The sequence below is a fragment of the Pseudomonas subflava genome (assembly GCF_023823685.1).
Classification (GTDB): Bacteria; Pseudomonadota; Gammaproteobacteria; order Pseudomonadales; family Pseudomonadaceae; genus Aquipseudomonas; species Aquipseudomonas subflava.
The window spans coordinates 1-20,598 of the sequence record NZ_JAMXBF010000013.1 but is presented as its reverse complement, the minus strand read 5'-3'; the positions used below and the strand labels follow the sequence as shown (position 1 = coordinate 20,598).

At 64.1% G+C, this 20,598-nt stretch carries 21 protein-coding genes; 11 read left to right on the top strand and 10 right to left on the bottom strand.

What is annotated here, in order from left to right:
- Positions 1 to 1,602 carry an AmpG family muropeptide MFS transporter gene (locus NF616_RS17210; protein ID WP_252274591.1) on the bottom strand — a complete coding sequence of 534 codons (1,602 nt, stop codon included), beginning with the start codon at positions 1,600 to 1,602 and terminating at the stop codon, positions 1 to 3.
- A gap of 31 nt (positions 1,603 to 1,633) precedes the next feature.
- Entirely contained in the window at positions 1,634 to 2,023 is a 390-nt protein-coding gene (locus tag NF616_RS17205) for an MGMT family protein (RefSeq protein WP_252274589.1), read from the bottom strand.
- Between NF616_RS17205 and NF616_RS17200 the strand changes: the two genes are divergently transcribed.
- On the top strand, positions 2,022 to 3,020 hold the full coding sequence (locus NF616_RS17200; RefSeq protein ID WP_252274587.1) for a DUF481 domain-containing protein: 999 nt from the start codon (positions 2,022 to 2,024) through the stop codon (positions 3,018 to 3,020). The genes NF616_RS17205 and NF616_RS17200 overlap by 2 nt on opposite strands.
- Positions 3,021 to 3,118: 98 nt before the next feature.
- Positions 3,119 to 4,132, top strand: coding sequence for a DUF481 domain-containing protein (locus tag NF616_RS17195; protein ID WP_434091910.1), 1,014 nt, complete (start codon positions 3,119 to 3,121; stop codon positions 4,130 to 4,132).
- A gap of 45 nt (positions 4,133 to 4,177) precedes the next feature.
- On the opposite strand, the gene NF616_RS17190 is transcribed toward NF616_RS17195, so the two are convergent.
- The 6 genes from NF616_RS17190 to NF616_RS17165 all read right to left on the bottom strand — a co-directional run bounded on the left by NF616_RS17190 (position 4,178) and on the right by NF616_RS17165 (position 9,151).
- Positions 4,178 to 4,927: a phytanoyl-CoA dioxygenase family protein gene (locus tag NF616_RS17190; protein WP_252274584.1), complete on the bottom strand. Its 750-nt coding sequence runs from the start codon at positions 4,925 to 4,927 to the stop codon at positions 4,178 to 4,180.
- 306 nt (positions 4,928 to 5,233) lie between these two features.
- Positions 5,234 to 6,034: a cyclic nucleotide-binding domain-containing protein gene (locus NF616_RS17185; protein WP_252274583.1), complete on the bottom strand. Its 801-nt coding sequence runs from the start codon at positions 6,032 to 6,034 to the stop codon at positions 5,234 to 5,236.
- 107 nt (positions 6,035 to 6,141) lie between these two features.
- Entirely contained in the window at positions 6,142 to 6,414 is a 273-nt protein-coding gene (locus tag NF616_RS17180; protein ID WP_252274581.1) for a TfoX/Sxy family protein, read from the bottom strand.
- A complete protein-coding gene (locus NF616_RS17175) occupies positions 6,411 to 7,190 on the bottom strand; it encodes a class I SAM-dependent methyltransferase (protein ID WP_252274579.1) in 780 nt (259 codons plus the stop codon). The genes NF616_RS17180 and NF616_RS17175 overlap by 4 nt, the downstream gene beginning before the upstream one ends.
- 10 nt (positions 7,191 to 7,200) lie before the next feature.
- Positions 7,201 to 7,539, bottom strand: coding sequence for a pentapeptide repeat-containing protein (locus NF616_RS17170; protein WP_252274578.1), 339 nt, complete (start codon positions 7,537 to 7,539; stop codon positions 7,201 to 7,203).
- Positions 7,540 to 7,591: 52 nt separating this feature from the next.
- A complete protein-coding gene (locus NF616_RS17165) occupies positions 7,592 to 9,151 on the bottom strand; it encodes a bifunctional aminoglycoside phosphotransferase/ATP-binding protein (protein WP_252274576.1) in 1,560 nt (519 codons plus the stop codon).
- Between the two features lie 117 nt (positions 9,152 to 9,268).
- On the opposite strand from NF616_RS17165, the gene mrcB reads away from it, so the two are divergent.
- Genes mrcB through NF616_RS17150 form a run of 3 tightly spaced genes read left to right on the top strand, consistent with a single transcriptional unit; the run spans position 9,269 to position 12,676 of the window.
- The gene (mrcB, locus tag NF616_RS17160) at positions 9,269 to 11,587 is read left to right on the top strand and encodes a penicillin-binding protein 1B (protein WP_252274574.1); all 2,319 of its coding nucleotides are present in this window, start codon (positions 9,269 to 9,271) and stop codon (positions 11,585 to 11,587) included.
- Positions 11,588 to 11,609: 22 nt separating this feature from the next.
- Positions 11,610 to 12,347, top strand: a complete 738-nt coding sequence (locus NF616_RS17155; RefSeq protein ID WP_252274572.1) for a tetratricopeptide repeat protein — start codon at positions 11,610 to 11,612, stop codon at positions 12,345 to 12,347.
- Positions 12,347 to 12,676: a YqcC family protein gene (locus tag NF616_RS17150; RefSeq protein WP_252274571.1), complete on the top strand. Its 330-nt coding sequence runs from the start codon at positions 12,347 to 12,349 to the stop codon at positions 12,674 to 12,676. Before NF616_RS17155 ends, NF616_RS17150 begins: the two co-directional genes overlap by 1 nt.
- Before the next feature lie 18 nt (positions 12,677 to 12,694).
- Here the strand turns inward: NF616_RS17150 and NF616_RS17145 are convergent, their stop codons facing one another.
- Entirely contained in the window at positions 12,695 to 13,126 is a 432-nt protein-coding gene (locus tag NF616_RS17145; protein WP_252274569.1) for a DUF4124 domain-containing protein, read from the bottom strand.
- Between the two features lie 409 nt (positions 13,127 to 13,535).
- On the opposite strand from NF616_RS17145, the gene NF616_RS17140 reads away from it, so the two are divergent.
- Both NF616_RS17140 and ilvN read left to right on the top strand, forming a co-directional pair.
- Positions 13,536 to 15,266 carry an acetolactate synthase 3 large subunit gene (locus NF616_RS17140; protein ID WP_252274568.1) on the top strand — a complete coding sequence of 577 codons (1,731 nt, stop codon included), beginning with the start codon at positions 13,536 to 13,538 and terminating at the stop codon, positions 15,264 to 15,266.
- A 2-nt stretch (positions 15,267 to 15,268) separates the two neighbouring features.
- Positions 15,269 to 15,760: an acetolactate synthase small subunit gene (gene ilvN / locus NF616_RS17135; RefSeq protein WP_252274566.1), complete on the top strand. Its 492-nt coding sequence runs from the start codon at positions 15,269 to 15,271 to the stop codon at positions 15,758 to 15,760.
- Positions 15,761 to 15,802: 42 nt separating this feature from the next.
- On the opposite strand, the gene ilvY is transcribed toward ilvN, so the two are convergent.
- Positions 15,803 to 16,684: an HTH-type transcriptional activator IlvY gene (gene ilvY, locus NF616_RS17130; protein WP_252274564.1), complete on the bottom strand. Its 882-nt coding sequence runs from the start codon at positions 16,682 to 16,684 to the stop codon at positions 15,803 to 15,805.
- 125 nt (positions 16,685 to 16,809) lie between these two features.
- On the opposite strand from ilvY, the gene ilvC reads away from it, so the two are divergent.
- The 4 genes from ilvC (at position 16,810) to msrQ (ending at position 20,501) form a co-directional block, all read left to right on the top strand.
- On the top strand, positions 16,810 to 17,826 hold the full coding sequence (gene ilvC, locus NF616_RS17125) for a ketol-acid reductoisomerase (RefSeq protein ID WP_252274562.1): 1,017 nt from the start codon (positions 16,810 to 16,812) through the stop codon (positions 17,824 to 17,826).
- A gap of 159 nt (positions 17,827 to 17,985) precedes the next feature.
- On the top strand, positions 17,986 to 18,801 hold the full coding sequence (gene pssA, locus NF616_RS17120; RefSeq protein ID WP_252274561.1) for a CDP-diacylglycerol--serine O-phosphatidyltransferase: 816 nt from the start codon (positions 17,986 to 17,988) through the stop codon (positions 18,799 to 18,801).
- A 63-nt stretch (positions 18,802 to 18,864) separates the two neighbouring features.
- Complete coding sequence (msrP, locus tag NF616_RS17115) at positions 18,865 to 19,866, top strand: protein-methionine-sulfoxide reductase catalytic subunit MsrP (protein WP_252274559.1); 1,002 nt, start codon at positions 18,865 to 18,867, stop codon at positions 19,864 to 19,866.
- The gene (gene msrQ, locus NF616_RS17110) at positions 19,866 to 20,501 is read left to right on the top strand and encodes a protein-methionine-sulfoxide reductase heme-binding subunit MsrQ (protein ID WP_252274557.1); all 636 of its coding nucleotides are present in this window, start codon (positions 19,866 to 19,868) and stop codon (positions 20,499 to 20,501) included. The genes msrP and msrQ overlap by 1 nt, the downstream gene beginning before the upstream one ends.
- The last annotated feature ends 97 nt before the right edge of the window (positions 20,502 to 20,598 follow it).

Sequence of the window (20,598 nt, the reverse complement as noted above, 5' to 3'; positions counted from 1 at the left end):
TCAGGCCTCGCCGCGCGGAGCGGGGGCGTCGGCGGGCTGCGGACCCTGCTGGCGCCACTGCAGCGCGATGAGGATCAGCGTCGGGATGCCCAGCAGCGCCGTGATCAGGAAGAACTGGCCGTAGCCGACCTTCTCCACCATGACCCCCGAATAGCCGCCCGCCAGGCGCGGCAGCAGCAGCATGATCGAGCTGAGCAGCGCGTACTGGGTGGCGGAGAACTTCAGGTTGGTCAGGCTCGACAGGTAGGCAACGAAGGCCGCGGTCGCCAGGCCCGAGCTGAGGTTGTCCAGGGTGATGGTCACCACCAGCATCAGCATGTGCGGGTCGAGCACGGCGAGCAGTTGGTTGACCGTCTGCTGGGCGTACTCCGCCGGGTTGGCGACGACGCCGAGGCCGGAGAGGCTGGCGAACAGCAGGTTGGTGCCCGCCGAGGCCGCACCGCCGATCAGTAGGATCGGCAGGATGCCGAAGCGCACGATCAGCAATCCGCCCAGGGCCGCGCCGAGCAGCGTCATGATCAGCCCGAACAGCTTGCTGACGCTGGCGATCTGGCTCTTGGCGAAGCCCATGTCGATGTAGAAGACGTTGGCCATCACGCCCATCACCGTGTCGGACATCCGGTAAGTGGCGATCAGCCCGAGTAGTAGCAGAGCCTGCCAGCGATAGCGAATGATGAAGTCGTTGACCGGCGTGAGTACCGGTGCCAAGCCACGACGGCCCATGCGCGACAGGCACACCGCGGTGAGGATGCTGTACAGCAGAAAACGCAGGAAGGCACGGTCGTCGCGGACCAGTTCGACCACGCCCATCTCGCCGACGAGCACGAGGAACACGTCGCTGCGGAAGAACTGGGTGAACATCGCCGGCACCGAGACCAGCAGCACGATCAGCACCACCACCGAGGCCAACTGGCGGTACAGGCCGTAGCGCGCCGCGGCAATCTGCGTGCGCAGCGGCACCGGCGGCTCGCGCATCCACAGGGTGGTGATCACGCCCGGCAGCATCAGCATGGCGAACAGCAGGTAGGTACTGGCCCAGGCCCCGTGCTGGTAGCCGGAGCCGGGAGTGCCGAACCAGCCGGCGAAATACAGGGCGCCGGCGGTGGCCAGCAGCGCGGCGACCCGGTAGCCGGCCATGTAGCTGGCGGCGAGCGCGGCCTGGCGGGTGTCGTCGACGATCTCCAGGCGGTAGGCGTCCACCGCGATGTCCTGGGTCGCCGAGGCGAAGGCCACCACCACCGCCACCGCGATCAGCCAGGACAGATGCTGCTGCGGATCGCACAGCGCCATGCCGATCAGGCCGAAGGCCACTAGGCCCTGGGACAGCACCAGCCAGGAACGGCGCCGGCCGAGACGACCGAGCAGCGGCAGGCGCCACTGGTCGAGCATCGGCGCCCAGACCCATTTGAAGGCATAGGCCAGGCCGATGAGGCTGGCGTAGCCGATGGTCTGGTGGGTGACACCCGCCTCGCGCAGCCACACCGAGAGCGTGGAGAACACCAGCATGTACGGCAGGCCGGCGGCGAAGCCCAGCAGCAGCAGGGCCAGGGTCGCCGGATGGGCATAGGTGGCAAGCGCGGCGCGCCAGGTTCTGCGGGACATTGGGCTGATCGGGTTGGGCAAAGGGCGCACTCTAACCGTTCGTGTCCATGGGGCGCCAGCCATGGCGGCGCATGTCGACGCGGTCGTTGCGGATGGTCAGCCCCTCGGCGCGCAGGCGCGCGCGCTGCTCCTCTCCGGAGGGTGTGCCGGCCGCCAGGCTGAGTCGCCCGCCGGCGCCGAGCACGCGATGCCAGGGCAGGCGGGTGTCGTCCGGCAGCTGGCTGAGGGTGCGACCGACCCAGCGCGCGGCGCGGCCCAGGCCGGCCAGGGCGGCCAGCTCGCCGTAGGCGATCACCTTGCCTTCGGGAATCTCCGCCAGTACCAGGTAGAGTGCCGCGCGCCGGCCTTCGGCGCTTGCCGTGGGCTCCAGGGCTCGGGCATGTTCTGCTACCTCCCGTTGCGCTTTCGGAATCTTGGTCATGCGTCTTCGCATCCTGCTGTCGTTTCTGCTGTCGGCCCTGGCGGGCCCCGTCGTCGCCGATACCGTGTGGCTGAACAATGGCGATCGGCTGACCGGCGAGATCCTGCTGCTCGAGGGCGGCAAACTGGCGTTGAAAACGAAGTATGCCGGCCAGGTGCTGATCGACTGGAAGGATATCGACACCCTCAGCGCCGACAAGCCCCTGATGGTGCGTCGCGCCGGGTTGGACAGCGAGGGCAGCGAACGCCTGGAGGCCGCCGGCCGGGGCATGGTCCGGATGATCGATGGCGACGAGCGCGTGGTCACCCTGGCCAGCATCTCGCGTCTGGTGCCTCCCCGCGCGGTGCTCAAGGACCGCCTCTGGGAGGGCAATCTGGACGCGAAGCTGGACATGGAGCGCAACCAGAGTCGAACGGACGAGTGGAAGCTGAAGGGCAATACGCGCGTCGAGCACGGGCGCTGGCGCCACGTGCTGCGCGGCGAGCTGGAGCACGAGACGGAGGACGGAGAGAAGACCGAGGACAACTGGGAGCTGGAATACGACCTGGACCGCTTCTTCACCGATCACTGGTTCTGGAGGGCCGGCTTCGAGCAGGATGAGGACGAGTTCGAACTGATCGACCGCCAGCGCACCTACGGTATCGGCCCCGGTTACCGCTTCTGGGACAACGAGTTGGGTCGCCTGGACCTAATCACCCAATACAACCGCATCGAGCTGTTCAGCGCGATCGGCGACCGCAGCTTCGACAGCTGGTCGCTGGAGTGGGACTACAAGCGCCTGCTGTGGGGGACCCGCCTGGAGTTCTACAGCAACGCCGAGATGCAGATACCGCACATCAATGAAATCGACTATGTATTCGACGGCGAGGCGGGGTTGCGCTATCGGCTCAACGACTGGGCGAGGCTGTCGCTGCTATACGAGCTGAACCAGCTCCGCGGGCTGGGCCAGACGGTCTCCGATCGGCATTACCTGATCGGTGTCGGCATCGGCTGGTAGCCCCCCGTCTGAACTACACGGGCATTCGCCGGTCTGTGCTTGCTCAGCCGGCGTGCATCCGGATAATGCGCGCCTTTTCCAAACTCGCGCATTCTCTTCTGCTTATGATCTCGCTCCGTTCACTGCTCTGCCTGGCTTTCTGCGCCGCCCCCGCCACGCTTCTGGCCGACACCGTCTGGCTGAAGAACGGCGACAAGCTCACCGGCACCATTCAACTGGTCGACAGCGGCAAGCTGCTGTTGAAGACCGAGTACGCCGGCACCATCACGCTCGAGGTGGCGAAGATCGCGACCCTGGAAAGCGACCAGGAACTGCTGGTCAAGCAGAGCGATTTCGACGGCGAGCACGCCAAGTCGCTGAAGCCGGCGGGGCAGGGCCAGGTCGAGCTGGTCAACGGCGAAGCGCCGAAGGTGGTGGAGCTGGCCTCGATTAGCCAGATGATGCCGCCCAAACCGCTGGTGCAGGACCTGACCTGGACCGGCAACATCGATGTCGCCGCCGACTACAAGCGCGCCGAGAACGACATCAAGGATTACGACATCGACCTGGACACCAAGGCCCGCCACGGCGCCTGGCGTCACAGCATCGCGGCCGAGTACGACCACGAGACCAAGGACGACGAGCGCAAGACCGACCGGGTCGAGCTGAGCTACGACCTCGATCGCTTCTTCACTCGCAAGTTCTTCTGGCAGGGTCAGCTGAAATACAGCCACGACCGGGTCGAGGATCTGGAGACCCAGCGCACCGTCGGTACCGGCCCCGGTTACCAGTTCTGGGACAACGAACTGGGCGCCTTCTCTATGGCCGGCCTGTTCAACCGCAATGACTACGTCTTCGCCGACGGCACCAGCGAGCACTTCAACTCGACTTCCATGGAATGGGATTACAAGCGCTATCTGGGTGGCAAGAACCTGGAGCTCTACACCTTGGGTGAGCTCGGCATGCCCTTCGTCGACAAGATCGACTACATCATCGATACCGAGGCCGGCGTGCGCTACAAGCTGAACAGCTGGGCCGCCCTGAGCCTCAAGGCGGAATGGGACAAAGTCGCCAGTGAGCACGGCGACACCAACGAGCGTCGCTACATGATCGGTGTCGGCGTCGGCTGGTAACGGCTCCTCCCGCGCCAGCCTTCCCTCGGCTGGCGCCACTTTCCCTCAATCGTATTCCGCGGCCTCGTGGTCGCCCAGCAGCCTGCACTGGCGCGGCGTGCTGGCGGCCAGCACCGCCGGGTTGAAGCGGAACTGCAGATAGGGCGAGAACTTCTGCGCCACCATGCGCCGGCCGTAGTGCATCTGCAGCAGATAGCGGGTGCGTGGGCTGCGATTGCGGCTGCCGGCGTGCCACAGCTCGCTGCGAAAGAACAGCAGATCGCCAGCACGGCATAGCACCGGCTCGGGCGAATGGCCGCGCCATGCTGTCTCGCCAGCCTCCGGCGCGCGCCCGGCGCGATGGCTGCCGGCGATGACCAGGGTCGGGCAGAGATCGATGTCGATATCGTCGAGGTACAGCTGCGCGGTGCAGATCTGCATCGGCAGGCGAAAGCCGGGATCGTCCAGCAGGCTGCTCGGCAGCGGCATGGCGAGATGGTCGATGTGCAGGTCGGCACCGATGAAGCCCGGGTGGCAGCGCCAGGCGGTCTGGCCGATCAGATGACAATCCGCGCCGAGCGCGGCCTCGGCCAGTTCGATCACGCCGGGCAGGTCGAGATAGGGCAGCCACAGCGGGTCGCGGTTGAACACGCACTTGTAGTGATCGACCAGGCCGGTGTAGTCCCAGTGAATCGGCTGCAGATGGTCGATGGCCTGGCGCAGCTCTGCGATCTGCGTGGCATTGACTGCGCCGGGCAGCAGGGCGAAGCCGTCCTCGTGCAGCGCCTGCAGGCGCATCGCGGTGGCTTGATCCATGGTCGTGCTCCCGCCGTGGGCTTGCGCACATGCTGGCACGGAAGGGCGGGATGGGAAATCGCGGGCAAAAAAAGACCCGGCAAAAAGCCGGGTCAATAACCGTGATTAGCCTGATGAGGAGATAATCTGAAGAGTCCGACTGCTGTGGCCCCTTGAGCTTATCGGCTGATCTCGCGACCAGTTGGGGTAATAATAACAATTCTCATTTTGCCGTCAACACCTGGATGAGAATTATTTTCGACTGGTTGGCAAAGTCCTAGAAAACAAAACCCCGGCCTGGGCCGGGGTTCGTCTTGAAGCGCCGATTCACGCGGGCTGCAATTGGGTCCGCAGCTGTGTGACTTCCTTGTTCAGCAGGTCGATGCGGCGCGCCATGCTCTCGATGAGGCTATGGGCGATGCGCGGATTGCTCTGCATCAGGCTGAGGAACTGGTCCTTGGGGATCACCATCACGGTGCAGGGCTCGCTGGCGATCACCGTGGCGCTGCGCTTCTCGCGGGTGAACACGGCCATGGCGCCGAAGATCTCGTCCTTCTGCACATCGCCGACCTTCTGTCCGTCGACATGCGCTTCGGCGTGGCCCTCGATGATCACGAACACGTGGTCCGCGTCGTCGCCCTGGTGGATCAGCTCCTCGCCGGCGGCGAAGTGCTGGAAGCCGGTGGCCGGCCGGATCTCCGGTTGCTTGAGGCGGGCCAGGGCGTCGGAGAGCAGCGCGGTGTGGCCGATCAGGTACTGGATGAACAGCTCCTGACGCACTTCGCTGCCGTAGATGTGCTTGAACACCTCGCCGCGGGCATAGGGCACGAGGGTCAGTTGCTCCTCGCTGCTGTAGCGGCAGCTGGGCAGGTCGATGCCCTGGCGCAGGCCCACCAGATCGCCTTCCTGCAGGTAGAACAGCGGGCGTTCGTCGACCTGTGCGTGCAGCAGGCCGTTCTCGATGATGTACAGCTGGTTGCCGGGCAGCAGCTTGGCGAGGTCTTCGACCTGCTCCAGGCGCAGGGGGGAGCCGCTGGGCTGCAGCCCTTCGAGCAGCTGCGTGGGAATGCTCTGCAGGCGCTGGATCAACTGATCGGCGTAGGCCGGTTGCTCCCCGAGTAGGTACATGTCGGTAATTCCTTGAACTGGCTGGGCTGACGATAAGGCACGCGGAGTATCGGCAACAATAGGCGGCGGCGTTATGCAGGTAAATGGCGCCGCTCGGAGGTTGTGAGCTAGCTCTTGTTGGCCGGCCCCTGTTCGTCCAGTCGAACGTTCAACTGGGCCTTGAGCCCCGGCGGCAGATCGTTCCAGTGCACGTCGAGCAGGGCGCCCTCGATGGCGTACATCAGCACCTTCGAGGCGCGGAAGCCGCGCGCGCGCACGGCTCGATAGGCGTCCACCGAACCCAGGCGGCGCAGATCGTTGGCACTGTGGATGCCTACCGCGTGCAGCCATTGAGCCGAGGTCTTGCCCAGGTTCTTCAGGTGTTGCAGTTCGTCGTTCATCGTGCCTCCTTGCCTGACGGTGCGGGGCCTGCCGGATAGCCTGCGAGAAAGTGTAGCGGCCAGCGCACGAAACGCTTCTGCTGCTCGTCGCCCCAGGCCCGGCGCAGCTCGGGGAGAAGCTCCCGGACCGGATCGCGCCCGCTGGCCCGCTCCAGTTTCTGCACCGCCGACCAGGTGGCGAGATAGCCCACCAGCTGTTCCAGCTGCCATTCCAGCTCGATGGCGAACGCCGGCACCTCGATGCGCGCGAACGGTGGCTGGATGTCGCGGTAGCCGGCATCGACGCTGGCGCGTCCCTCGGGCCAGTAGCCGCTTAGCGTGTTGCGGTAGAAGTCGTCAATCACTGCATCGAGCGCATCATCGATGCGCAGCAGGCTGTAGCACCAGGCGCAGAACAGTCCGCCCGGTCTGAGCAGGCGACGCGCTTCGGCGAAGAAAGCCGGCGTGGCAAACCAGTGCAGGGCCTGGGCCACCGTGACCAGGTCGAGGCTCGCATCGGCCAACGGCTGGGCAGCGGCATCGGCGGCGAAGCAATCGACGCCATGCAGATCGGGCGCGGCGCGCAATTGTTCGGGGCTGGCGTCGCAGGCGAGCACCTGGTGGAAATGCGCAAGCAGCGGCTGGCTGGCCTGGCCGTTGCCGCAGGCGATATCCAGAGCGCGCTCGCGCCCCGGACTGTGGGCGGCCAGCCATGCGAACAGCGCAGGGGGATAGTGCGGCCGAAAGCTGGCGTAGGCACTGGCGCGGTTGCCGAACAGGCGAGCGATCTCGTTCATGGCCGGGCGATCAGCGATAGCGCATGCGCGTGCCGAATTGCATCGACAACAGGATCTCGTCGGCGCACAGCTGGGACGGGAAATAGGCGCCGGAGATCTGTGCGTGGGCGATGCTGGCGCCCTCGAGGTTGGCGTCGCGCAGGTCCAGGCCGCGCAGGTCGGCACCGCGAAAATAGGCGTCGGCGAAGTCGATGCGACTGGCATCCAGCTGGCGCAGATCCAGGCCGCGCAGGTCGGCCTCGCGCAGATCGATGCTGCCACCTTCGGGCTTCTGCTTGTTGAACTCGGCGACCTTTTCGTCGCGCAGCAAGCGGTAGAGCGGACTGTCCAATTGGCGGGGCTGACTCATGGGGTGCCTCCGTAGGGCCTGTCGCCAGTATAGACAGGCCTGGAGGCGCGGCTCAGAGTGCGGGGAGACGCTGGCGAATACTGTCGATCAAACCATCCAGGCTGGCGGCCTGATGGGTGTCGACGCGGCGGCTGTGGGCCTGTTCGTCTTCGCTCAGCTCGTCGCGGCCCGCTTGCTGCGCCTGGATCACCTGCAGCGTGGCGTCGGAAGGATCGCGGCCTTCGCTCTGGCGTTGTTGCAGCCAGGCGGCGATAACCTCCTGCGGCGCCTGGCAATCCAGGATCAGGAAAGGCGCGCCGTTGCTCTCGGCCACCTGCCAGGCGGCTGCGCGCTGCTCGCGCTTGAGGTAGGTCGCATCCAGCACTACCGGGAAACCGGCATGCAGCGCCTGCGCCGCCAACTGGTGCAGGCGCTGGTAGGTGGCGGCGCTGGCTTCGGCGTTGTAGATGCCGTCGCCGACTTCCTTTGTCTGCTGTGGCTGCTCGCCGAACAGGCGCTTGCGCTCGACGTCCGAGCGTACGCGGATGGCGCCCAGCGCCTCGACCAGGCGCAGCGCGACATGACTCTTGCCGACGGCCGAGACGCCGCTGGCGATGGCGAGGAAGGGAGTGGGGATGGCGCTGTAGCTCTCCGCTAGGTTGGCGTAGTTGCGGTACTGGCGCAGGGTTGCGGCCTTCTGCACGGCATCGCTCTGGTGCGCGAGGCTGAACAGCGCGACCTTGGCGCGCACCAGGGCGCGGTGGGCCTTGTACAGGTTGAGCAGTTCCAGTGCGTCGTAGTCACCGGTGCGCTCCAGCCAGGCGCTGACGAAGCGCCGCGACAGGGCCTTGAGGCCGCGGTCTTCCAGGTCCATGGCGAGAAAGGCCACGTCCAGCGCGACGTCGATCAGGCGGAACTCTTCGTTGAATTCGATGCAGTCGAACAGCACCACCTGGCCGTCGAGCAGGGTGGCGTTGCCCAGGTGGATGTCGCCATGGCACTCACGAATCGCGCCGTTCGCCGCGCGGCGGGCCAGCAGCGGTTCCAGGCGGGCGATGCTGGCTTCCATCCAGCCCTCCAGCGCTTCGAGCTGACGCAGGTCGGCGGCGTCGCTGAGCAGCGGGCGGATTTGCTCGAAGTTCTGCCGCATCGGCGCGACGATGGCCCGCGGCAGGCACAGCGGATGATCGACGGCCACCGCCGGGGTACGGCCATGGAAGCCGGCGATCTGCTCGGCGAGGGCATCGATGTGCGCGGGAGTCAGCTCGCCACGTGCCTGCACGGCGCTGAGCAGCTGGCTCTGCGGGAACTGGCGCATCTTCAGCACGTATTCGATGGCGGGGCCTTCACCGCCCAGCTGCGGCGCTTCCTCGCTGCCGGTGACCGGCAGCACTTCGAGGTACAGGCCCTCGGTAAGGCGCTGGTTGAGGCGCAGCTCTTCGCCGCAGAAGTGGCGACGCTGGTCGAGATCGGTGAAGTCGAGGAAGCCGAAGTTGACCGGCTTCTTGATCTTGTAGGCGAAGGGACCGGTGAGCAGCACCCAGGAGATGTGCGTCTCGATGACCTGGAAACCGTCTACCGGATGCGGGTAGAGGGCCGGGTTCTGCAGGGCGGCGATCAGGGCTTGGCTCACGGTCTTTCCTTGCGTTCTGAAATCGTTAAGAGGCGGCATTATGGCCGCTGTGAGCCGCTCTGCAAACCGCCCGGGCGCGCCTGTCGGCCCCTGGCAAAGTGCGTATAATGCCGCGCCATGACTCGTTCCCGTACCCCTCGCAAAGGCGCCAAGCGCCGCGCCGGCAGTCGTTCCTGGCTGAGCTGGCTGTTCAAATTGTCGCTGGTCGGCCTGGTGCTGTTGGCCGGTTTCGCCGTGTATCTCGACGCCGTGGTGCAGGAGAAATTCTCCGGCAAGCGCTGGACGGTGCCGGCCAAGGTCTACGCCCGGCCACTGGAGCTGTTCGTCGGCCAGAAGCTGAGCAAGCAGGACTTCCTCACCGAGCTGGACGCCCTCGGCTATCGCCGCGAAGGCGCGGCCAATGGTCCCGGCGCGGCGGCAGTGAACGGCAATCTGGTCGACCTGCATACCCGCGGTTTCCAGTTTTATGAGGGTAACGAGCCGGCCCAGCGGGTGCGGGTGGAGTTCTCCGGCGATTACGTGGCCGGGCTGAACCAGGGCAGTGGCGCCAAGCTCGCCGTGGCGCGCATGGAGCCCTTGCTGATCGGCGGCCTGTACCCGGCGCACCACGAGGATCGCATCCTGATCAAGCTGGATCAGGTGCCGCCCTATCTGGTCGAGACCCTGGTGGCGGTAGAGGACCGCGAATTCTTCAACCACTTCGGCGTATCGCCCAAAGGCATCGCCCGTGCGGTGTGGATCAACGCCACCGCCGGCCAGTTGCGCCAGGGCGGCAGTACGCTGACCCAGCAGCTGGTGAAGAACTTCTATCTGACCAGCGAGCGCAGTCTGACCCGCAAGCTCACCGAGGCCATGATGGCGGTGCTGCTGGAGCTGCATTACGACAAGAAGGAAATCCTCGAGGCCTACCTCAATGAGGTGTTCCTAGGTCAGGACGGGCAGCGCGCCGTGCATGGCATCGGTCTGGCCAGTCAGTACTTCTTCAGTCAGCCGCTGGGCGAGCTGAAGCTGGAGCAGGTGGCGCTGCTGGTCGGCATGGTCAAGGGACCGACCTATTACAACCCGCGGCGCAATCCCGAGCGTGCGCTGGAGCGCCGCAACCTGGTGCTGGATCTGCTGGCGCAGCAGGGCGTGGTTACCGTCGAGGAGGCCGAGGCGGCGAAGAAGAAGCCGCTCGGCGTGACCAAGCGCGGCAGCCTGGCCGACAGTTCGTTTCCGGGCTTCCTCGATCTGGTCAAACGCCAGTTGCGCGAGGACTACCGCGAGGAAGACCTGACCGAGGAAGGTCTGCGCATTTTCACCAGCTTCGATCCGATCCTGCAGCTGAAGGCCGAGTCGGCCCTGAGCGAGACCTTCAAGCGTCTGTCCGGTCGAAAGGGCCTGGACGCGGTCGAGGCGGCCATGGTGGTAACCAATCCGGAAACCGGCGAGGTACAGGCGCTGGTCGGCAGTCGCCAGCCGCGCTACGCCGGCTTCAATCGGGCGCTGGACGCCAACCGCCCGATCGGCTCGCTGATCAAGCCGGCCGTGTATCTCACCGCGCTGGAGCGCCCGAGCCAATACACGCTGACCACCCGGCTGGAAGACACGCCGTTCTCGGTAAAGGGACAGGATGGTCAGGTCTGGCGGCCGAAGAACTACGACGGCAAGCCCCACGGCAGCATCTACCTCTATCAGGGCCTGGCCCACTCCTACAACCTGTCGACCGCCAAGCTCGGCCTGGAACTGGGCGTGCCCAACGTGCTCAAAACCCTCGAGCGGCTGGGCGTGCACCGCGAATGGCCTGCCTATCCGTCGATGTTGCTGGGGGCGGGTGCCCTTAGTCCGATGGAAGTAGCAACCATGTACCAGACGCTGGCCAACGGCGGCTTCAACACTCCCTTGCGCGGCATTCGCAGTGTGCTGGCCGCCGATGGCGAGCCGCTCAAGCGTTACCCCTTCCAGATTCAGCAACGCTTCGACCCGGGCGCCATCTACCTGGTGCAGAACGCCATGCAAAAGGTGATGCGCGAGGGCACCGGGCGCTCGGTGTACAGCCAGTTGCCAGCCTCGCTTACGCTGGCGGGCAAGACCGGTACCAGCAACGATTCGCGTGACAGTTGGTTTGCCGGCTTCAGTCAGGACCTGCTGGCGGTGGTATGGATGGGCCGCGACGACAACGGCCAGACGCCGCTGACTGGCGCCACCGGTGCCCTGCAGGTCTGGGCCGGCTTCATGAAGAAGGCCGACCCGCTGCCGCTGGACATGCCGATGCCGGACAACGTCGCGCCGGCCTGGGTGGATGCATACAGTGGTCAGGGCTCCGCCTCCGGCTGCCCGAATGCCGTGGAGATACCCTATATCCGCGGCAGCGAGCCGCCGCCCGGGCAACCCTGCGGCATGCTGGAGGCTCCGACGGAGAACGTGATGGACTGGGTGCGTGGCTGGCTCAATTGAACTGCTTCGAGTGAGGACGTGAATGGCTAAGTGGTGGATTTCCGTAGTAGTGGCCTCGGCACTGGTGTCCGGTTGCTCCAGCGTGCCCAGGGGTTCCATTCCTGTGCAGGACTCCAGCGGCAACCTGATGGCCGACGAGCAAGGCGCTTTCGCCGGTCGCGGTGGTGTGGCACAGCCGCAGCAGCCCCAGACCCAGACCCAGACCCAGACCCAGAGCCTGCCGGAAGATTCCGGAGTGGTGGTAATGGTGCCCGGCGGCGTCAGCTCGGCACCGCTGGAGACATACCCGGACGGCAGCAGCGCGACGCCTTCGATCTATCCGTCGGCACCGCTGAGCACCGGTCCTGCTCCTGGTGTCGGCGGCTATCAGGCACCGAGCGCACCGAGCATGCCCAGTGGCATTCCCTCCGGCGGCAGCCTGGCGGCGGATGAACAGCTCGACGGTCCGGTGCTGGCGCTGCTGACCAGCGCCCAGCAGCAACAGAGTGGTGGTGATCTCGACGGCGCCTCTTCCAGCTTGGAGCGCGCCCAGCGCATCGCCCCGCGCGAGCCGCAGGTGCTTTATCGCCTGGCCGAGGTGCGCCTGGCCCAGGGCGATGCCGCCCAGGCCGAGCAACTGGCGCGTCGCGGCCTGACCTACGCCAACGGCCGCCCGGCCCTGCAGGCCAGTCTGTGGGATCTGATCGCCCAGTCGCGCGAGCGCCAAGGCGATCCGGCCGGCGCCGCTCAGGCTCGCGAACGCGCGCGGGTCCATCTCTGATGGACTCCCGTCTGCCCGCGGTCGCCGATCAGCTGCTGCTGATCGAGCGCGAGCTGCGCCAGCTCGGCATGTGGTCGGTCGAGCCGCCGTCGGCGGAGGCGCTGGCCAGCCAGCAGCCGTTCTGCGTCGATACCCTCGACTTCGAGGCGTGGCTGCAATGGGTCTTCCTGCCGCGGATGAAGCACTTGCTGGAGATGGCCGGGCCGATGCCGACGGCGTCGGGCATCCGGCCGATGGCCGAGGAACGCTACAAGGGGCGTGAGGCGGAGGTGGGAGCGCTGCTCACAGCGCTGGGGGCGTTCGACAGCCTGATCGGGAGCGCTCGCTGAGCGCTCCCGTTACTCCTGCTAGTTGCAGTTTTCCACAATGGCTTTTTCGCTTTCCGTGATGCGGGCCTGACGCTCTTCTTCCGTCAGTCGACGCATCTCGCCATTTTCTTCGACGCGTACCCGCGGATTGTTCCGCAGCTGGGCCAGATTGGTGCGTGTGGTCTCGCAGAACTTCTTGCGTTCCGCCTCCTGCTTGGCGACATCCTGGCGAACCTTCTCGTCCAGGGCATCCTGCTTCTTATCGCCCTCGGTGGGCGTGGCGACCGGTTTCTGCGGCGGCGCCTTGGGCTGCGAGATATTAGGGTTCACCGTCGCAGCCGCCTGACCCTCCGGCGGCTGCGAGCCGAAGTGGACCTTTCCCTGATCGTCCACCCATTTGTAAATCTGCCCGGCCGAAGCACCGGTGCTCAAGGCGAGCAGCACACTGCACGCGAGAATCATGCGACGCATGTCGTTTCCTTTTTATCGGCAGCAAAAACCTGGCGGTTACTATAACCAAAAGCCGCGCATCTTCATCCTGCGTCATGTCACAAGCCAGGCCCGAAGAAACTGTGGCGGATGGCTTGACTTGGCGTTCAGTAATCCGAACAATCGGCCCTTCCTGCTGCAGTGAGGTCCGCCGCAAGCGTCCCTCAGCTCAGTGGAAAAAGGCGCTATCCGTGCCGACCCCCGTTACACCCGCAACGCGTTACCTCGCGCTGGGAAGGAAAGGCTCCGCAAGATTGGGCCGTTCCGTTACTCGTCAAGCCGACCCCTGCATCATTCGCGACCACAGTCGCGCCTGTCCGCTGACCAGTAAGACCTACTCAAAGGACCACTCGTTGTCGGGTGGTGATCTGGCGTTCTAGAGGTGAACAACGTGGAGCTTTTATCCGGCGCTGAAATGGTCGTCCGCTCGTTGCGTGACGAAGGCGTTAAGTACATCTACGGGTACCCGGGCGGTGCCCTCCTGCACATCTACGATGCCCTGTTCAAAGAGCCGGAAGTGACCCACATCCTGGTTCGCCACGAGCAGGCTGCCACTCACATGGCCGACGGCTATGCCCGCGCCACCGGCAAGGCCGGCGTGGTGCTGGTGACGTCCGGCCCGGGGGCGACCAATGCCATCACCGGCATTGCCACCGCCTACATGGATTCCATTCCGATGGTGGTGCTGTCCGGCCAGGTGCCGAGCCGCATGGTGGGCACCGATGCCTTCCAGGAGACCGACATGGTCGGCATCTCCCGTCCCATCGTGAAGCACAGCTTCATCATCAAGCATCCTTCGGAAATTCCCGAAGTGATGAAGAAAGCTTTCTATATCGCCCAGTCCGGCCGTCCCGGTCCGGTTGTCGTGGACATTCCCAAGGACATGACCAACCCGGCCGAGAAGTTCGAGTACAGCTACCCGAAGAAGGCCAAGCTGCGCTCCTACAACCCGGCGACCCGTGGTCACTCCGGGCAGATCCGCAAGGCCGTGGAGATGATCCTCGCCGCCAAGCGTCCGATCCTCTATTCCGGCGGTGGCGTGATCATGGGCAACGCCTCGGCTCAGCTCACCGAGCTGGCCAAGCTGCTCAACCTGCCGGTCACCAACACTCTGATGGGGCTCGGCGCCTTCCCCGGCGGCGATCGCCAGTTCGTCGGCATGCTCGGCATGCACGGCAGCTACACCGCCAACCTGGCCATGCACCACTCCGACGTGATCCTCGCCGTTGGTGCGCGCTTCGATGACCGGGTGATCAACGGCGAGACGGCGGCCAAGTTCTGCCCGAATGCCAAGATCATCCACATCGACATCGACCCGGCCTCGATTTCCAAGACCGTCAAGGCCGACATCCCGATCGTCGGCCCGGTCGACAGCGTGCTCACCGAAATGGTCGCCATCCTCAAGGAAATGGGCGAGACCCCGAACAAGGACACCGTCGGCCAGTGGTGGAAGCAGATCGACGAGTGGCGCGGCGAGGGCCGCCTGTTCCCCTACAACGAGGGCGACGGCAGCATCATCAAGCCCCAGGCCGTGATCGAGACTTTGTGGGAAGTGACCAAGGGCGATGCCTTCGTCAGCTCCGACGTCGGCCAGCACCAGATGTTCGCGGCGCAGTACTACCGCTTCAACAAGCCCAATCGCTGGATCAACTCCGGTGGCCTGGGCACCATGGGCTTCGGTCTGCCGTCGGCCATGGGCGTCAAGCTGAACTTCCCGGACGATGATGTGGCCTGTGTCACCGGCGAAGGCAGCATCCAGATGAACATCCAGGAGCTGTCGACCTGCCTGCAGTACGACCTTCCGGTGAAGATCATCAACCTGAACAATGGCGCGCTGGGCATGGTTCGCCAGTGGCAGGACATGCAGTACAGCAGCCGCTACTCGCACTCCTACATGGAATCGCTGCCGGACTTCGTCAAGCTGGCCGAATCCTATGGTCACGTGGGCATGCGCATCACCGACCTGAAGGATCTCAAGCCGAAGATGGAAGAGGCCTTCGCCCTGAAGAATCGCCTGGTGTTCCTCGACATCGCGGTGGATACCAGCGAGCACGTGTACCCGATGCAGATTCGCGAAGGTGCCATGCGTGACATGTGGCTGAGCAAGACGGAGCGGACCTGACCATGCGCCATATCATTTCCCTGTTGCTGGAAAACGAACCTGGCGCCCTGTCGCGCGTGGTCGGTCTGTTCTCCCAGCGTAACTACAACATCGAAAGCCTGACCGTGGCGCCGACCGAGGACCCGACCCTGTCGCGTCTGACGCTGACCACCGTCGGTCATGACGATGTGATCGAGCAGATCACCAAGAACCTGAACAAGCTGATCGAAGTCGTCAAACTGGTGAACCTGTCGGAAAGCGCGCACATCGAACGCGAGCTGATGCTGGTGAAGGTCAAGGCCACCGGCGCCCAGCGCGCCGAGGTCAAGCGCACCACCGACATCTTCCGCGGGCAGATCGTCGACGTCACCAGCAGCGTCTACACCATCCAGCTGGCCGGTACCAGCGACAAGCTGGACAGCTTCATCCAGGCCATCGGCACCGCATCGATTCTGGAAACCGTGCGCAGTGGCGTTACCGGCATTGCGCGTGGCGACAAGGTCTTGAGCGTCTGATCCAGCGCCGTGTCGCAAAGGCCCCGCCCAGTGCGGGGCTTTTTATTGCTGGCGATTCCAGAAGGCGGCGATCAGCGGGTCCTTGAGGCGCTTCTGCAGGGCGAACAGGCCGATGTCGTAGGCGGTCAACGGCGGCCGGATGTCGTAGATGCGAATGCGTGCGGTCAGCGGACTGTTGTCCAGCACGATCTGCGGCACCACACCGATGCCGAAGCCCAGGCTCACCATGCTGACGATGGCCTCGTTGCCGCTCACCTGGGCGTAGATACGCGGCTTTATGTCGTGGCTCTTCAGCCATCGATCGGTGCGTGTCCGTGCCAGTCCCTCTTCCGAGAGGATCATCGGCACGTCCCGCCAGCTTTCCGCATCCGGCTGCTTCAATTGCTCCTCGTTGAGCAGCTGGGGTGACTGTGGGCCGATGAAGCGCAGCTCGGAGCGGGCGATGGGCTGGAAGGCGACATCTGCCGGCAGGTTGTCCGGGCGAGCGCCGATGGCAAGGTCCTCCAGCCCCTGCTGAACCCGCTCGACGGCCTTGGCCGGGTCGCCGGTATGCAGCTTCATCTCGATGCGCGGGTAGTTCTGGCGGAAGCTGCTGAGGATGTCGTACAGGAAGCTGTAGCTGGCCGTGACCGAGCAATACAGGGAGAGCTCGCCATGCAGAATCAGCTGATCCTGCTTGAAGGTCTGGCGGATGGCCTGCCAGCCATTCATGACCTCTTGGGCATACTCGCGAAACTGTTGTCCCTCACGGGTCAGGCGGACCGAGCGGTTGTCGCGCAGAAACAGGGGAGCGCCCAGCTCATCTTCGAGCTGCTTGATGCTGCGGCTGAGCGCGGAAGGACTGACGTGCTGTTCGCGGCTGGTTTTGCCGAAGTGCAGGTTGTCCGCCAAAGAAAGAAAAAGCCTGAGTGCGTGGCTGTCCATATTCGTTTCATATATCGGCACGTTGTATTGCAAATATATCATTTTACGCAATGGAAAGGATCGCTTAAGGTGCCTCCGTAGCGGTGCTGAGCGCCCATCCCATTCGATCCAGAAGAGTCACGACCATGAAAGTTTTCTACGACAAAGACTGCGACCTCTCCATTATCCAGGGCAAGAAAGTCGCCGTGATCGGCTACGGCTCCCAGGGCCACGCTCAAGCGTGCAACCTGAAGGATTCCGGCGTCGACGTCACCATCGGTCTGCGCAAGGGCTCCGCTACCGTTGCCAAGGCCGAAGCCCATGGCCTGAAAGTTACTGACGTGGCCACTGCCGTTGCCAACGCCGATCTGGTCATGATCCTGACCCCGGACGAGTTCCAGGGCCGCCTGTACAAGGAAGAGATCGAGCCGAACATCAAGAAGGGCGCCACCCTGGCCTTCTCCCACGGCTTCTCCATCCACTACAACCAGGTGGTTCCGCGTGCCGACCTCGACGTGATCATGATCGCGCCGAAAGCCCCGGGCCACACCGTGCGCTCCGAGTTCGTCAAGGGTGGCGGCATCCCTGACCTGATCGCCATCTACCAGGACGCTTCCGGTAACGCCAAGAACGTCGCCCTGTCCTACGCCTGCGGCGTCGGCGGTGGTCGTACCGGCATCATCGAAACCACCTTCAAGGACGAGACCGAAACCGACCTGTTCGGCGAGCAGGCCGTTCTCTGCGGCGGTTGCGTCGAGCTGGTCAAGGCCGGTTTCGATACCCTGGTCGAAGCCGGCTACGCGCCGGAAATGGCCTACTTCGAGTGCCTGCACGAGCTGAAGCTGATCGTCGACCTGATGTTCGAAGGCGGCATCGCCAACATGAACTACTCGATCTCCAACAACGCCGAGTACGGCGAGTACGTGACCGGTCCGGAAGTGATCAACGCCGAGTCCCGTCAGGCCATGCGCAACGCGCTGAAGCGCATCCAGGACGGCGAATACGCCAAGATGTTCATCACCGAAGGCGCGGCCAACTACCCGTCCATGACCGCCTACCGCCGCAACAATGCCGCTCACGGCATCGAAGTGGTCGGTGAGAAGCTGCGTGCGATGATGCCGTGGATCTCCGCCAACAAGATCGTCGACAAGACCAAGAACTAAGGTCTTCCAGCGCTCAAAAAAACGCGGCTTAGGCCGCGTTTTTTTATGCCCCGGCGGGGCATCTGGTATAAAGCTCGCTCGCTCCAGCGTGTTATGCCGCGAACCCGTGGCGGCGCACTGGGTCGAAGCTTCTAAACCCATCGCTGCAAGGTAATGTTCATGAACGAACGTCCCGAGGATTCCGGGCAGGCTGCCGAACCGGAAAGCCTGCTGCCCATCGATGAACACGTGGAGGAAGGTCAGGATTCCGAGGGCCGCAAGGTCCGCCACCGTGGCATCTATCTTCTGCCCAACCTGTTCACCACCGCCGCGCTGTTTTCCGGCTTCTACGCCGTGATCAACGGCATGAGTGGCCAGTTCGATCACGCCGCCATCGCCATCTTCGTTGCCATGGTGCTCGACGGTCTCGATGGCCGCGTCGCGCGTCTGACCAATACCCAGAGCGCCTTCGGTGCCGAGTATGACTCGCTGTCGGACATGGTCGCCTTCGGCGTGGCCCCGGCACTGGTCGCTTTCGAGTGGGCACTGGGCAGCCTCGGCAAGGTCGGCTGGATGGTCGCCTTCATTTATGTGGCCGGCGCTGCGCTGCGTTTGGCGCGCTTCAACACCATGGTTGGCAAAGCCGACAAGCGCTACTTCATCGGGCTGGCCAGTCCGGCCGCAGCCGCAGTGGTGGCCGGCACCGTCTGGGCATTCAGCGACTTCGGCATCAAGGGCTCGAACATGGCCTTCGTGGTTGCCCTGCTGGTGGCGGCCGCCGGTTGTCTGATGGTCAGCAACATCAAGTATCACAGCTTCAAGGACCTGGACCTCAAGGGGCGCGTGCCTTTCGTGGCGATCCTGATCGTGGTGTTGGTGTTCGCCGTGGTCTTCAGCGACCCGCCCCGTATCCTGCTGTTGATTTTCCTCGCTTACGCCGCCTCCGGTCCTGTGCAATATTTGTTGCAACTGCGCCGGCGCAAAGCGGCCGAGTGATGTAATTTCCTCGCGGCTCCGCAGTCTACTGGCGCATTCGAAGTCCAGGCTGCGGAGCCCGCCATGCTGATCAAGACTCCATCTCCATCTGCCGCACGCGAGTGCGACGTCACACCCGAAGCCCATTACCTGTCCCGTCGACGCTTCATGGGTGCCGCTGGCGCTGCCCTGGCCATGGGCGCGTTGCCTGCACGCGCCGAGGCTGAGCGCTACGCCGGCGTCGAGCTAGGGGCTACTCCAGCCTGGTTTACTGAGAAGCTCCCCGAGATTCGCTGGCAGGCGGTCACCGCGGGTGAGGAGGCGTTGACACCTTATGCCGACGTCACCCATTACAACAACTTCTATGAATTCGGCACCAGCAAGGGTGATCCGGCACGTTACGCCGACAAGCTGGTGATCGAGCCCTGGTCAGTGATGATCGATGGCGAGGTTGCCAGACCAGGCCCTGTGTCGCTGGAGCAGTTGGTGCAGCCTCATAGGCTCGAGGAACGTATATATCGCCTGCGCTGCGTCGAGGCGTGGTCCATGGTCATCCCCTGGTTGGGCTTCCCATTGGCTGAGTTGCTCAAGCGCGCCGAACCGACCGGCAAGGCCAGGTACGTCCGTTTCGAGACGCAGCTCGCGCCGGAGCAGATGGCAGGTGTGCGTTCCGGCTTTTCGCTGATCGACTGGCCCTACGTCGAAGGTCTGCGCATGGACGAAGCCATGCATCCTCTGACGCTGATGGCGGTTGGGCTCTACGGACGGGTACTGCCGAATCAGAACGGCGCGCCGCTACGCCTGGTCGTGCCCTGGAAATATGGTTTCAAGAGCATCAAGTCGATCGTTCGCATCAGTCTGGTTGCTGAGCGGCCGCAGACGACTTGGGAAAAGCTGGCGCCGGACGAGTATGGCTTCTATGCCAACGTCAATCCGCAGGTAGACCATCCGCGCTGGAGCCAGGCCACCGAGCGGCGGCTGCCGAACAGCCTGTTCAGCCCCAACGTCATCGACACGCGCTTGTTCAATGGCTACGAGGAAGTGGCCTCGCTCTACAGCGATCTCGATCTGCGGAAGTACTACTGATGCGCTACCCGGTGTGGAGAGTAAGCGTTTTCATCGCAGCGCTGGCGTTCCCGGTGCTCTGGCTCTATCAGGGGCTGATGCAGCTCACCGGGCCCGATCCTGGCATGGTGCTGGTGGATAACCTGGGGCAGGGCGCGATGATTCTGCTTTTACTGACGCTGGGCATGACGCCGCTGCGGCGGCTCACAGGTTGGGGAGGCTGGCTCGCGGTGCGTCGCCAGCTAGGGCTCTGGTGCTTTGCCTACGCCGTGCTGCATCTGTGTGGCTTTCTATTGTTTATCTTGGGGCTGCGCTTCGATCGTCTGCCACATGAGCTGGGTGAGCGTCCTTACGTCATCGTTGGGACGATAGCGCTGATAGGGCTACTGCCGCTGGCGCTGACATCGAATCGCTGGAGTCAACGCCGCCTGGGCCGCCGGTGGCGGCAGCTGCACAAGATGATCTATCCGATTCTGGGATTAGCCTTGCTACATATGCTCTGGATAGTACGTTCGGACATCGGTGAATGGGTTGTCTACGCCGTACTCGGAGCAGGCTTGCTTCTGTTGCGTTTGCCTCAGCTGGCCGGGGCTCTCACGAGCGTGCAGGCGACTATGACGAAATCTTTTCAGAAAGGAGTTGACGGCCGGAATTAGGTCCTTATAATGCGCACCACTTCCGGCGCAGTCCTCTCGGAAAACTCCTTGGAAAACAAAGAGTTAGACGAAAAAAGAGGTTGACCGGATGGCGAAT

Coding starts and splice junctions, on each gene's coding strand:
- NF616_RS17210 (WP_252274591.1), bottom strand. CDS start 1,602: ATGTCCCGCAGAACCTGGCGCGCCGCGCTTGCCACCTATGCCCATCCG.
- NF616_RS17200 (WP_252274587.1), top strand. CDS start 2,022: ATGCGTCTTCGCATCCTGCTGTCGTTTCTGCTGTCGGCCCTGGCGGGC.
- NF616_RS17205 (WP_252274589.1), bottom strand. CDS start 2,023: ATGACCAAGATTCCGAAAGCGCAACGGGAGGTAGCAGAACATGCCCGA.
- NF616_RS17190 (WP_252274584.1), bottom strand. CDS start 4,927: ATGGATCAAGCCACCGCGATGCGCCTGCAGGCGCTGCACGAGGACGGC.
- NF616_RS17185 (WP_252274583.1), bottom strand. CDS start 6,034: ATGTACCTACTCGGGGAGCAACCGGCCTACGCCGATCAGTTGATCCAG.
- NF616_RS17180 (WP_252274581.1), bottom strand. CDS start 6,414: ATGAACGACGAACTGCAACACCTGAAGAACCTGGGCAAGACCTCGGCT.
- NF616_RS17175 (WP_252274579.1), bottom strand. CDS start 7,190: ATGAACGAGATCGCTCGCCTGTTCGGCAACCGCGCCAGTGCCTACGCC.
- NF616_RS17170 (WP_252274578.1), bottom strand. CDS start 7,539: ATGAGTCAGCCCCGCCAATTGGACAGTCCGCTCTACCGCTTGCTGCGC.
- mrcB (WP_252274574.1), top strand. CDS start 9,269: ATGACTCGTTCCCGTACCCCTCGCAAAGGCGCCAAGCGCCGCGCCGGC.
- NF616_RS17155 (WP_252274572.1), top strand. CDS start 11,610: ATGGCTAAGTGGTGGATTTCCGTAGTAGTGGCCTCGGCACTGGTGTCC.
- NF616_RS17150 (WP_252274571.1), top strand. CDS start 12,347: ATGGACTCCCGTCTGCCCGCGGTCGCCGATCAGCTGCTGCTGATCGAG.
- NF616_RS17145 (WP_252274569.1), bottom strand. CDS start 13,126: ATGCGTCGCATGATTCTCGCGTGCAGTGTGCTGCTCGCCTTGAGCACC.
- ilvN (WP_252274566.1), top strand. CDS start 15,269: ATGCGCCATATCATTTCCCTGTTGCTGGAAAACGAACCTGGCGCCCTG.
- ilvY (WP_252274564.1), bottom strand. CDS start 16,684: ATGGACAGCCACGCACTCAGGCTTTTTCTTTCTTTGGCGGACAACCTG.
- ilvC (WP_252274562.1), top strand. CDS start 16,810: ATGAAAGTTTTCTACGACAAAGACTGCGACCTCTCCATTATCCAGGGC.
- pssA (WP_252274561.1), top strand. CDS start 17,986: ATGAACGAACGTCCCGAGGATTCCGGGCAGGCTGCCGAACCGGAAAGC.
- msrP (WP_252274559.1), top strand. CDS start 18,865: ATGCTGATCAAGACTCCATCTCCATCTGCCGCACGCGAGTGCGACGTC.
- msrQ (WP_252274557.1), top strand. CDS start 19,866: ATGCGCTACCCGGTGTGGAGAGTAAGCGTTTTCATCGCAGCGCTGGCG.